A 12500-nucleotide genomic window follows, 5' to 3' on the forward strand; every position below is an offset into this window, starting at 1 on the left:
TAATATACTAGTTGAGAAGTGCGATCAAGCGCAGCGCCCGAAACACGAGCTGTCATGCGTCTGAATTCTCGGTTTTTAGGCGTGGCGAAGCGCGTCAGTCCGCGCGTCTCTTCATGGGTAAGACCCGGTCAGCGGCGCACGCATTGGGCCCGCCTCAAAGCCGGCGAATGATCGCGACGTTTCGTCGCCGCGGTCAATTTGATATTCCCCGGTCTCAGCTGCGCAGATCTTGGGGCAACAGGCCGGCGGGGAAATTCTGGTAAGCGACGGGGCGCAGAAACCTGCGGATCGACATGGTCCCGACGCTGGTGGCACCGAAATTGGTCGAGGCCGGATAGGGTCCGCCATGCACCATGGAATCGACAACCTCGACGCCGGTTGGGAAGCCATTGACCAGCAATCTGCCCGCCCTCCTCTCGAGGATCGGCAGCAGCTCGCGGGCAAGACCAAGATCGGCGTCGTCCATATGGATCGTCGCGGTCAACTGTCCCTGGAAGCTTTCGGCCAGGGAGAGCATCTCTTCTTGCGAGCCGACGCGCACGACGAGGCCGAGAGAGCCGAACACCTCTTCGCTGAGCGAATGATCGGCAAGCCAGGCCGAGCCATTGGTCTCGAACAGGTTCGGGGCTGCGTCCCGACCAGCGCTCTTTCCAGTAAGGACCGGCGCGACGGCATTGCTCGCCCGCATCCGGTCGACACCGTCGTGATAGGCGGTGGCGATGCCATTAGTCAGCATCTTCTGCGGTGCCACCTTTTCAAGCGCCGACTTGGCAGCGCCGGTGAACCTGTCCGCCTCCGGTCCGTCGAGGACGACAGCAATACCGGGTTTGGTGCAGAACTGGCCGGCGCCAAGTGTCAGTGAACCGGCCCAGCCTGAACCGATCGCCTCCGCCCCGGCAGCGGTCGCGGCCGGCAGCAGGAACATCGGATTGACGCTGCCGAGCTCCCCAAAAAACGGGATCGGCTCGGGGCGCTGGGCGCAAAGGTCGAACAGCGCACGACCGCCGGCAAGCGATCCGGTAAAGCCGACGGCCTTGATGGCGGGATGAGTGACCAGGCCCGTACCGACATCACGGCGCCCGCCCTGGATCAAACTGAAGACGCCGGCCGGCATTCCGGTGCGTTCGACAGCCGCTGCGATCGCCTCGGCAATGATCTCACCGGTGCCGGGGTGGGCTGAATGTCCTTTCACCACGACAGGGCAGCCGGCGGCAAGCGCGGCGGCCGTATCACCGCCGGCCGTCGAGAATGCCAAGGGGAAATTCGAGGCGCCGAAGACGGCGACCGGGCCGATCGGCCGCTGTACCAGGCGGATCTCCGGCCGCGGCGCCGGCTGCCGATCGGGTTGCGCCGCATCGATACGAGCGTCGAGATGCGCGCCCTTGCGGATATGCTCGGCAAACAGCTTGAGCTGGCCGGTGGTGCGAGCGCGCTCGCCGTTGAGCCGGCCTTCGGGGAGCCCGGTTTCCTCAGTTCCGATCAGGGTGACGGCCTCGCCGCGCCTGTCGATCTCCTCGGCGATGGTCTCGAGGAAAATGGCGCGCTCCTCGCATGTCTTTGCTGAAAACGCCGCAAAGGCAGCTTCGGCAGCGCGGCAAGCGCGGTCGACCAGATCGGTCGTACCGACGGCGAAGTCATGCGCCGGGCCGTGCGCCGGCTCGGAGCGGAAGGTCGTCGTTCCGGCAATCCACTCGCCGGCGATGAAATGTCGGCCTGAAGGGGTCCAGCTCATTGTTATCCTCCTCGGCGGAGCCTCGCTCCGTCCTGATGCGGTGATCCGTTGTCCAAGATGCCGGCTTAGAACAGGATGATTTTAGGCCCGCTCGGCCTAAAATCATCCTGTTCTAGTTAAAGTGTTGAGCATGATGTCATCCGAAAACCGCTCACACTTTTCGGCATCATGCTTTAGCGACCGTTCACCTTCCGCCATTCGGCAAAGAGCGTCAGGTTGCTTTCGTCGGTGGCCGGATAGAGGCCGATGATCGTATGTCCTTGCTTGACGCGCTCCGTGACGAAATCCTCGTAAGCGGTCATTTCGACCGCTTCGTCAGCGATCTCGTCGGCGATCTCGGCCGGGATGACAATGACGCTGTCGTCGTCACCAACCATGATGTCGCCCGGGAAGACCGCCACATCGCCGCAACCGATCGGCACATTGATGTCGATCGCCTCGTGCAGCGTGAGGTTGGTCGGGCTGGAAGGACGATTGTGATAGGCGGGAATATCAAGGCCGCCGATCGTCACCGCGTCGCGGAAGCCGCCGTCAGTGACGACGCCGGCGCCGCCGCGCATCATCAGTCGGGTGATCAGAATGTCGCCGGCCGAGGCGGCGCGCGGATCCTTGCGGCTGTCCATCACCAGAACATGGCCGTCCGGGCAGGTCTCGATGGCAAGCCGTTGCGGGTGTTTCGGGTTTCGAAAGACGTTCATCGCGTTGCGGTCCTCGCGCGCCGGCATGTAACGCAGCGTGAAGGCCGGCCCCACCATATTGCGGCCCTTCGGCTGCACGGGCCGAACATCCTGAATCGTCTGATTTCTTAGACCGCGCTTGAACAGTGCCGAGCACAGCGTCGCGACCGAGACACCCATCAGCTTTTCACGGGTTCTAGGGTTCATATCTCTATCTCCTGGTTCTATTCAGACGCCGAAGCTGCGCGTTTCAACTGTCCAGTCACGGGCTTTACCCGTCAGGCTGCAACCAAGTCCCGGACGGGCGGGCACGATCATCCGGCCGTCCTTGATGTCGAGTTGCTCATTGAACAGCGGCGCCAGCCAATCGAAATGCTCTACCCACGGCTCGTGCGCATAGGCGGCCGCCAAGTGCAGATGGATTTCCATGGCGAAATGCGGCGCGAGCCGCATGCGTTTCGCCTCGGCTTGCGTGCAGATGCGCAGAAAGGGTGTGATGCCGCCGACGCGCGGCGCATCCGGCTGGATGAAGTCGACCGCATCGGCGCGGATCAAGGCCATATGTTCGTCGGCGCTTGCCAGCATCTCGCCGGTGGCGATCGGTGTGGCGAGTTCGCGCGCCAGTGCGGCATGACCTTCGGCGTCATAGGCATCGAGCGGCTCTTCGATCCATTCGAGATTGAGCGGCTCGACCAGCCGGCCGAAGCGCAACGCCGTCGTGCGGTCCCATTGCTGGTTGGCATCGACCATCAGCGGCACGCGGCCATCGATATGGCTGGTCACGGCATCGAGCCGGCGAAGATCGATCATCGGGTCCGGCTGCCCGACCTTGATCTTGATGCCGCCGATGCCGGCGGCGATCGAGTGATCGATGGCATCGCGGATTTCCTCGACGCTCGATGACAGGAAGCCGCCTGACGTGTTGTAGCAGGCGACGCTGTCGCGATGGGCGCCAAGCAGTTTCGCCAGCGGCAGGCCGGCGCGTTTCGCCTTCATGTCCCAGAGGCAGATGTCGATGGCAGCAATGGCCTGCGTCGCAATGCCGGAACGGCCGACCGAGGCGCCGGCCCAGCAGAGCTTGTCCCATATCCGTGCTGTATCGTTGGGGTCTTCGCCTATCAGATTGTCGGCAATCTCGCAGGCATGTGCATAAAGAGCAGGCCCGCCTGCCCGCTTCGAGTAACTGAAGCCGAGACCGCTATGGCCGGCCTCGGAGACAATCTCGCAAAACAGAAACGCCACTTCCGTCAGCGGCTTCTGCCGGCCCGTCAATACCTTGGCATCGCTGATCGGCCGCGCCAACGGCAGATAAGCGAGCGACAGGGTGACCGATCGGATGGCGTCCAGCTTGGACGGGCCGGCGGCGAAGCCAGCCTTGGGCGGCTGTGCAGGGATCGAGCGTCGATTGGGATCAAACATCGTGGTGCCTCAATTGATAGTCGGTTCCGGAGTCTTGCCACCGAATTCCGTCGTCAGGAAGTCGAAGTCGCAGCCTTTGTCGGCCTGCTCGATATGCTTGGAGAACATAAAGCCGTAACCGCGCTCGTAATGCCGCATCGGCGCCACCCAGGCGGCCTGCCGGGCTGCGATCTCCTCTTCCGAAACCAGCATATTGAGGCTGCGCGCCGGAATGTCGAGCTCGACCATATCGCCCGTTTTCAGCAATGCCAGCGGCCCGCCGATGTAGGATTCCGGCGCGGCGTGCAGCACGCAGGCACCGAAACTGGTTCCGGACATGCGCGCATCGGAGATGCGCACCATGTCGCGCAGGCCGAGTTTCAACAGCGCCTTCGGCATCGGGATCATGCCCCATTCCGGCATGCCGGGCCCGCCCTGGGGGCCGGCATTGCGCAGCACCAGCACCGTCTCCGGCGTCAAGGGGTAATCAGGATCGTCGATGATCTTCTTCATCTCCGCATAGCTGTCGGCGACCAGAGCCGGGCCGCAATGGCGGTGGAATTTCGGGTCGCAGGCCGCTGGCTTGATGACCGCGCCGTCGGGACACAGGTTTCCCTTGAGCACTGCCAGCGAGCCTTCGTGATAGACCGGGTTCGACAGTGGTCGGATGACGTCGTCATTGTAGATCTTCACCTGGTCGAGGCCATCCACCAGCGGTTTTCCCGTGACGGTTATCGCGGTTGGATCGAGCTTGTCGCCGAGCTGCTTCATCAGCGCCCGCAAGCCGCCGGCATAGAAGAAATCCTCCATCAGGTAGGTCGATCCGGAAGGACGGATGTTGGCAAGCACCGGCGTCGTGCGACCGATGCGATCGAGGTCATCGAGCTCCAGCGGCACGCCGGCGCGCCGCGCCATGGCAATCAGGTGAATGATCGCATTGGTGGAGCAGCCGGTCGCCATGGCGACGGTGACGGCATTGTCGACGGCCGCCGGCGTGATAATCTGGTCGGGCGTCAGATCCTCCCACACCATATCGACGATGCGGCGGCCGCAGGCCGCCGACATGCGCTGGTGGTTAGCGTCGGCTGCCGGAATTGACGAAGCGCCCGGCAGCGTCAATCCCATAGCCTCGGCGATCGCCGTCATGGTCGACGCCGTTCCCATGGTCATGCAGTGGCCGTAGCTGCGGGCAATGCCGCCTTCGATGCCCTGCCATTCCTCCTTAGTGATCGTGCCGGCACGCCGCTCGTCCCAGTATTTGAAACCGTCGGTCCCGGAGCCGAGTGTCTTGCCGGCGTAATTGCCGCGAAGCATCGGCCCGGCCGGCAGATAAACAAAGGGAATTCCCATGCTGACCGCACCCATGATAAGGCCGGGCGTCGTCTTGTCGCAGCCGCCCATCAGAACGGCGCCGTCGATTGGATGGCTCCGCAACAGCTCTTCGGTCTCCATCGCCAGCATGTTGCGATAGAGCATGGTGGTCGGCTTGACGAAGTTTTCGGAAAGCGAAAGTGCCGGCAGTTCCATGGGAAATCCGCCCGACTGAAGAATTCCCCGCTTCACCCATTCGGCACGTTCGCGGAAATGCATGTGGCACGGCTGGGCGTCCGACCAGGTGTTGATGACGGCGATGATCGGCTTTCCCTGCCAATCCTCCGGCGCATAGCCCATCTGCATGGTCCGCGACCGGTGACCGAACGAGCGCTGATCATCCGGCATCATCCATCGGGCCGACCGCAGTTGCTCGTACGTTTTCCTCGCGGTCACGGCTTTTTCTCCCCCATTTTGCTTGCTGATCTACGAATTCCCCCAACTGATATTTTAGTTTTTCATATATATCAACTCCAACTTTGCATTCTTGTGCATTAGGTCGCGTAAAGCTATGAATGGAGTAAAAGGATTTGCCGCACATGAATTCTCAGTTCGCTTCCACATTCGGCCTGACCGCACCCGGCTTTCCAGTCGCGGCCGGCAGCACCGTCCAGCGGGTCTATGATGATCTCAGAAAGCGCATCATCACCATTCAGCTGCCTCCGGACACCACGCTGTCGCGCACCGAACTGACGGAGACCTACGAAGTCAGCCAGACTCCCATTCGTGATGCGTTACAGCTTCTCAAACAGGAGGGCCTGGTTCGGATTTACCCGCAGTCCCGCACTGTCGTGACCAGGATAGACGTCCTGCAAATCTACGAGGCGCATTTCCTTCGCGTCGCGCTGGAATCGGAAGTCTGCCGCCGCCTTGCGACTGACCCTGATCCGGATCCGAGCGTCATCACGCGCGCCCGCTCGATTATCAAAATGCAGTCGGCAGTCGCTGACGACGTCGATCAGATTGCGATCTTCCAGGAACTTGACGAGCTCTTTCACCAGACCCTGTTCGCAGGCGCCAAGCGCAGCAGCCTGCATCAACTGGTTCGCGAGCGGTCCGGCCATCTCGAGCGGATTCGCCGCCTGCATCTGCCCGAAAAGGGCAAGATCATGAGCATCCTCGACGGTCACCACGCCATCATCGACGCGATTGCCGCCCGCGACGAACAGGGGGCTGTCGACGCGGTCCGCGAGCATCTCAGCCGCACAGTCGCGAAGGTGGAAGACCTCAGGAAAGAGTTTCCAGACTACTTCGTCTGAACCTGCCGCGCCGCGGGTTTCCGCCGGGGTCAATTGACCGGCGTCAGCAGCGACATGCCTGCGAAGAAGGCCGCAAGGTTGTCGACCGTCAATTGCGCCATCCTGTCGCGTGTTTCCTCGGTGCCGCTGGCGTGATGCGGATAGAGCACAACATTATCGAGTGCTGCGAAGCGCGGATCGGGATTGGGTTCGTTCAGGTAGACATCGATGCCGGCCGAGGCGATCCGCTTTTCCTGCAAGGCCCGGATCAAAGCCGGCTCATCGACCACGGTGCCGCGGGCAATGTTGATGAAGCTGCCCGTCGGGCCGAGCGCGTTCAGCACCTCAGCCGAAATCAACCCTTCCGTGGATGCCCCGCCCGGCGTCGCCGCGATCAGAATGTCGGCCCAGTTCGCCAGTTTTACCGGCTCGTCGAAATAGGCAAAATCGTTGCCGGCTTTTTTCGTCCGCCCGGAATAGCCGACCGTCAGCCCGACAGCTTCGCATCGCCTGGCAATCGCCATACCGATGCGGCCGAGACCGACGATCCCGGCCCGCTTTCCCGACGTCGACGTCGTCAACGGCATCATGCCCTTGCGCCCCCAGTCGCCGGAACGAACATAACGGTCCCCTTCCGGCAGGCGCCGTCGCGCCGCCAGCATCAGGAGCAGCGCCGTGTCGGCAACGTCGTCGCACAGCACCTCGGATGTGTTGGTGAGTTTGATCCCGCGTCGCGTCATCGCCTCGACATCCATCTGATCGTAGCCCGCCGAGGAACAGGCGGCCAGCTTCAGTGCCGGCAATTTCGCAAGCAGCGCCTCATCGATCGTCACATGGCCGTTGCAGACCAGAGCCGTGCAGATCGGGCCGGCTTTCTCAAGCAGAGCATCCCGCTCCTCGCCTTCTGCAAGATCCAGCCGGTGCAGCGTATAGGTTTCCTCCAGCACCGCCATCTGACGGGACCGGAGCGGATAGGCGACGATGACATCGGGCTTCATGCGGGAACAAGTCCTTCCTGTATGCGGCGTGTGGCCCGTCTTGTGGCCTGGATTTCCGGATCGGGATCGAGGCCGGCGGCAAGCAGCGCCTGGGTGTAGGGGTGGGAGGGCGCGTTGAAGATCTGGGCCACCGGCCCTTCCTCGACAATCTCGCCGGCTTTCATGACGATGACGCGATCGGCGAAATCGCGAACCACCGGCAGATCGTGCGCAATGAAAAGGTAGGACAGGTTGAATTCGCGGCGCAGGCCGTCGAGCAAGGCAATCACCTGCGCCTGGATCGACACGTCGAGCGCCGAAACCGCCTCGTCGCAGATGATCAGTTTCGGCTCCATCGCCAACGCGCGGGCAATGGCGATGCGCTGGCGCTGGCCGCCGGAAAATTGATGCGGATATCGGTCCGCCATATCCGCTTTCAGGCCGACCTTGACCAGCAATTCGGCCACCCTCTCCTTCCATCTCGCTTTCGGCAGGATATTCGGGTGAATGACCCAGGCCTCGGAGATCAATCGGAACACGGTCATCCGCGGGTTGAGCGACTGCGTCGGGTCTTGAAAGACCATCTGCAAATCGCGACGCAGCCTGAATATTTCCCTCGGGCTCATCGCAAGCAGATCGCTGCCGCGGTAGAGCACCTGGCCCTCCTGCGGATCGTCGAGGCGAACGATTGCCCGGGCAAGCGTCGACTTGCCGGAACCGCTTTCGCCGACAACGGCAACGGTTTCGCCGGGCATGATGACGAAGTCTACACCTCTCAATGCCTGGAATGCGCCGAAACTCTTCTTTAAGCCGATGGCGCGCAGCAGCGGTTCGCCCTGTCGGTCACGTTCTTGCGCCATCGCGCCCTTCCCGGGTGCGGCAGCAATCAGCTTCTTGGTATAGGGGTTCTGCGGGTTGCGATAGACTTCGGCGGCATTGCCGGTTTCGACGACGCAGCCGGAATTCATCACCACGACCCGGTCGGCGATCTCGGCAACGACGCCGAGATCATGCGTGATCAGCAACAGGCCCATTCCGGTTTCCTGCTGCAATTCCTGCAGAAGTTCGAGCACCTGTGCCTGTACCGTGACATCCAGCGCGGTGGTGGGTTCATCGGCAATCAGGATGTCGGGCTTGCAGGCGATCGCCATGGCGATCATCAGGCGCTGCCGTTGCCCGCCGGAGAACTGGAAGGGATATTTTTGCATTGCCGCCTGCGGATCGGCAATGCCCACCCGCTCCATGAGTTCGAGCGCCCTGGCCCTGGCCTGCTCCGCCGACTGACCGTGCGTGGTCATCATTTCGGTGATTTGCCAGCCGACTTTATAGACCGGGTTGAGATGGGCCAGCGGGTCCTGAAAGATCATGGCGATCCTGGCGCCGTTGATCGACCGCCGCTCCTCAGGCGTCATTGTCAGCATGTCGCACCCATTCAGGAGAATGGTGCCGCCGGTGATCTTGCCGGGTGGCATATCGATCAGGTTCATGATCGCCGCGGCCGACACCGACTTGCCCGAACCGCTTTCCCCGAGGATTGCTAGTGTCTCGCCGCGATCGAGATGCCAGCTGACATCTTGCACTGCCTTGACGGTGCCGCTGACGGTGTGAAACTCGACCGAGAGATCGCGCACTTCCAGAAGATGTTCAGCCATTTTTCCTGCCTCTCATTTCCCTGCCTCTCATTTCAAGCCGCCAGCGTTGCGTCGGATCGAGCGCGATGCGCAGCCAATTAGACAGAAGGTTGAGCGACAGCGTCGTCAGGATGATTGCAAGGCCCGGCCAGAAGGACAGCCACCAGGCATTGGTTAGGTAGGGCCGCCCTTGGGCAACCATCAGGCCCCAAGTGATCTCCGGCGCCTGAATGCCGATCCCGAGGAACGACAGTGAGGATTCCGCCAGCATGACGAAAGCGAAATCAAGCGTCGCAATGGTGACCAGCGTGGGGAAAATCACCGGCAGGATGTGATGGAAGACAATGCGCTGGGACGATGCGCCCATGACCTTCGCCGCCTGCACGAACATCCGTTCGCGCACTTCCAGCACTTCAGCGCGGGTGGTGCGCAGATAGATGGGAATGCGGGTGATCGCCAGAACAAGGACAATATTGGTGACCGAGGGTTCGAGCATATAGAGCACGATCACCGCCAGAAGCAGCGACGGAAAGGACATGATGACGTCGCCGAGACGCATGATCCATTGAGCGGCGGATGAGCGGCTGTAACCCGCCACCAATCCGAGCGCCGTGCCAAGGACAGAGGATGCCAGCACCGCCGCTGCGGCAACCAGGATGGTGTTTTGCGCCGCGACGACGACGCGGGCAAGAAGCGGCCTGCCCAGCGCATCGGCGCCAAGGAGGTAAAGCCATCCGCGAGTGATATCGAAGGGCGGCGCGTTTCGGCCCCGCAGGTTCTGTTTGGTGGCGATGCCCTCCAGCAGAAACGGGCCAAACAACGCGCAGAGAAGAACGATCAAGAGGAATAGAGCGGCGAAGAAAGCGAGTTTGTCCGCCCACAGCATGGTCAGCCAACGCCCGATCGGGCCGCCCGGTTTCTTCTCGATGAGGATTTGTGTGTCGGTCATCGTCATCGCTCAATACCGGATACGCGGATCGAGCAGCGCATAAGCAATGTCGATCAACAGGTTCATGATGAAGATCGCCAATGCCGAGACCATGATGACGGCCAGCACGACGGCGAAATCGCGAAGCAGGATGGAATCGATCATCAGCTTGCCGATTCCGGGAAAACCAAACACCGTCTCGACGACAACGGCACCGTTCAAGATGGCGGCGGCCTGGTCGCCGATTACGGTGATCACCGGCAGCATGGCGTTGCGCAATCCGTGAACGAAGATGATCGAGTTCGAACGGACGCCCTTGGCGCGCGCCGTCTTCACGTAGGCGGAAGACAGCACGCTGATCATCGAGCCGCGCACCACCTGCAGGATCAGGCCGAAGGGCCGGATGAACAGCACGCTGACCGGCAGGACCCAATGCCAGAAGGTTCCCGTTCCCGATGTCGGCAGGACATGCAGTTTGACGGCGAAAATGACGATCGCCACGATGGCAAGCCAGAAATCCGGGGCCGCAGCGCCGATCAGCGAGAAGAAGGTGGCAAAACGGTCGAAGACCCCGCCGACGCGAAACGCCGCGAGCGAACCAATGACGATCGCAGCGATCGTGACCAGCGCCATGGTGATGACAGCCAGCCAGAAGGTCCAGACGAAGGCCTCAAGCACCACGTCCATGGCAGGACGAGCCTGCCGCAGCGACTGACCGAAGTTGCCCTGCGCGAGATCTGCGACATAACGGCCGAACTGGATGATCAACGGGTCGTTGAACCCGTTCATTTCGCGGAATTGCTGGCGCATTTCCGTGGTCGCATCAATCGGCAGGTAGAGATCGGTCGGATCGCCGGTGAGCCGTGACAGGAAGAACACGATGACGATAAGCACCACGAGCGATACGCCGCTGGCGATCGCGCGTTTGCCGATGAAACTCTTCATGCCACTCCTCCCGAGTGAAACCCATAGAGACCGTTCGCCTGGTCCTCGCGTGTCCGCCGTCATGTTCCCCGTCGACAAGCGTGAACTGAAATATTAGTGCATCTAGAATTTTTGTGAACCCCCTTTCTCAAATTCGTCAGCTCTTATCGACCGGCGGCTTCCGTCTCCAGGCCATACCGCCCGTGCCGATGATAGTTGCGCCAATGATGACCGCCGCGCCGATCCAGGTCTGGGGCGCAGGAATTTCCGAGAAAAACAAAAAGGCCATCAGCGCGACCACCGGCAGCCGGAGAAAGTCGAGCGGCGCCAGAACGCTTGCAGCCGCCATGCCGAAGGCGCGAGTGATCAGCGTCATGTTGAATGCGCCGAGCGCGCCCTGCATGGCGAGCAACCCGAGTTGGCTCCAGGTCGGCATCGACCAAACCGGCAGCATGACGATGAGGCCAAGCGGCACTGTGGTGATCAGATTCCATGCAACCAGTCGGTCTGCGCTATCCCTCAACGCCATGCGCCGCAGCATCAACTGGCTAGCCGCCGTCAGTACCGCTCCTGCCAGCGCAAAAAGCAGCCATCGGTCGAAACCGGAGGCTCCGGGACGAATGATGATCATCACGCCGATAAAGCCTGCGGCGATGCCGGCGACGCTGTAGACGCCGACATGTTCCTTGAGCACAAGCCACGCACCGAGAACGAGAAACATCGGCATGGTAAAATTGATCGCTGTGGCATCAGCCAATGGCGCATGCGCAAAGGCGATGAACAAAACAACCAGCGAGGCAAGCTTCAGACCCGCACGCACGACATGCAGGACCCGGAAGGGAGAGGCTCTCAGACCCACGCGGGACACGATCCACGGCGAGACGACAAGAAGCCCGAAAAACGACCGGAAAAAGCCGATCATCAAGGGATGCACCTCGCCGGCCAGCAAGCGCACGATGATTGCGTCGACGCTATTCAAAAAGGCGGCGGCCACCATCATGCAGATAGCAAGGCCTGTGCGACCGGGCTGCATCACGCTTCTCCTGATGGAACGATTGCAGCCCCCGCCATATCAGCCATTCGATATGCCGGCGCCGATAGCATCGATCAGCAGTAAAGCCTTCTGCCGGGTATACGCCGGGGTGCCCGTCGCATCAGGTGCTCTGCATCCGCTGTGTGTTCTTAGCGCGAAAGATTTATCCCGACCCACCAACCGGGTCCATACTAAAATACAAATATATTAGTTGCCAATCGAATATCGACGGTTGGCAGTGGTATTGAAAAGCGATTTCCTGGAAATTGCGCTAAAACTCGTCGCTGCGACGCCTCACGGCGTGCTTCAGCGCGAGCAGATGTCTTCGCCGCTCCAGCACATAATCGGCATAGCCGACGCAGATGAACAGCAGTGTCGGGCCGGCGTAGATGATCAGAGCCAATGCGATAAGGATGAATGCGGTCGTCATGATCTTGTTTCCATCATATTGGCCGTGCCGCATTTTAAAGCGGCGAAAGCGGATAGGCCCTCATCTCGACATCCCTGTCCTTATTTGTCTAAAATTCGCCGGCTGCGTATTCGTTCCTCGCCCAATCGATTTCATTCGCGCCGCAGGCCCCGAGCCGCCAA

Annotated in this window: 11 protein-coding genes; 1 reads left to right on the top strand and 10 read right to left on the bottom strand. The window is 61.3% G+C overall.

Annotated features, from left to right (window positions below; all coding sequences use genetic code 11):
• Positions 1-214 precede the first annotated feature (214 nt).
• The 4 genes from GR197_RS04475 to araD form a co-directional block, all read right to left on the bottom strand.
• Complete coding sequence (locus GR197_RS04475) at positions 215-1732, bottom strand: aldehyde dehydrogenase (NADP(+)) (RefSeq protein WP_164006971.1); 1518 nt, start codon at positions 1730-1732, stop codon at positions 215-217.
• 173 nt (positions 1733-1905) lie between these two features.
• The gene (locus GR197_RS04480) at positions 1906-2616 is read right to left on the bottom strand and encodes a ribonuclease activity regulator RraA (protein WP_164006973.1); all 711 of its coding nucleotides are present in this window, start codon (positions 2614-2616) and stop codon (positions 1906-1908) included.
• Positions 2617-2637: 21 nt separating this feature from the next.
• Positions 2638-3828 carry an L-talarate/galactarate dehydratase gene (locus GR197_RS04485; protein WP_164006975.1) on the bottom strand — a complete coding sequence of 397 codons (1191 nt, stop codon included), beginning with the start codon at positions 3826-3828 and terminating at the stop codon, positions 2638-2640.
• 9 nt (positions 3829-3837) lie between these two features.
• Positions 3838-5574 (bottom strand): L-arabinonate dehydratase, encoded by a 1737-nt coding sequence (gene araD, locus GR197_RS04490; protein ID WP_164006977.1) that lies wholly within the window; start codon positions 5572-5574, stop codon positions 3838-3840.
• 143 nt (positions 5575-5717) lie between these two features.
• Here araD and GR197_RS04495 point away from each other — a divergent pair, with 143 nt between their 5' ends.
• Positions 5718-6437 carry a GntR family transcriptional regulator gene (locus tag GR197_RS04495; RefSeq protein ID WP_164006979.1) on the top strand — a complete coding sequence of 240 codons (720 nt, stop codon included), beginning with the start codon at positions 5718-5720 and terminating at the stop codon, positions 6435-6437.
• A gap of 29 nt (positions 6438-6466) precedes the next feature.
• Here GR197_RS04495 and GR197_RS04500 read toward each other — a convergent pair whose 3' ends face one another.
• The 6 genes from GR197_RS04500 to GR197_RS31895 form a co-directional block, all read right to left on the bottom strand.
• The gene (locus GR197_RS04500) at positions 6467-7414 is read right to left on the bottom strand and encodes a 2-hydroxyacid dehydrogenase (RefSeq protein WP_164006981.1); all 948 of its coding nucleotides are present in this window, start codon (positions 7412-7414) and stop codon (positions 6467-6469) included.
• Positions 7411-9045, bottom strand: a complete 1635-nt coding sequence (locus GR197_RS04505) for an ABC transporter ATP-binding protein (protein WP_164006983.1) — start codon at positions 9043-9045, stop codon at positions 7411-7413. The genes GR197_RS04500 and GR197_RS04505 overlap by 4 nt, the downstream gene beginning before the upstream one ends.
• Positions 9038-9973: an ABC transporter permease gene (locus GR197_RS04510; RefSeq protein ID WP_164006985.1), complete on the bottom strand. Its 936-nt coding sequence runs from the start codon at positions 9971-9973 to the stop codon at positions 9038-9040. The genes GR197_RS04505 and GR197_RS04510 overlap by 8 nt, the downstream gene beginning before the upstream one ends.
• 9 nt (positions 9974-9982) lie before the next feature.
• Positions 9983-10897: an ABC transporter permease gene (locus GR197_RS04515; RefSeq protein WP_164006987.1), complete on the bottom strand. Its 915-nt coding sequence runs from the start codon at positions 10895-10897 to the stop codon at positions 9983-9985.
• Positions 10898-11033: 136 nt separating this feature from the next.
• Positions 11034-11909 (bottom strand): DMT family transporter, encoded by an 876-nt coding sequence (locus GR197_RS04520; protein WP_164006989.1) that lies wholly within the window; start codon positions 11907-11909, stop codon positions 11034-11036.
• 271 nt (positions 11910-12180) lie between these two features.
• Positions 12181-12339, bottom strand: coding sequence for a hypothetical protein (locus GR197_RS31895; protein ID WP_204330045.1), 159 nt, complete (start codon positions 12337-12339; stop codon positions 12181-12183).
• Positions 12340-12500 lie beyond the last annotated feature (161 nt).

It is taken from the genome of Rhizobium phaseoli (assembly GCF_010668805.1).
Classification (GTDB): Bacteria; Pseudomonadota; Alphaproteobacteria; order Rhizobiales; family Rhizobiaceae; genus Rhizobium; species Rhizobium phaseoli_A.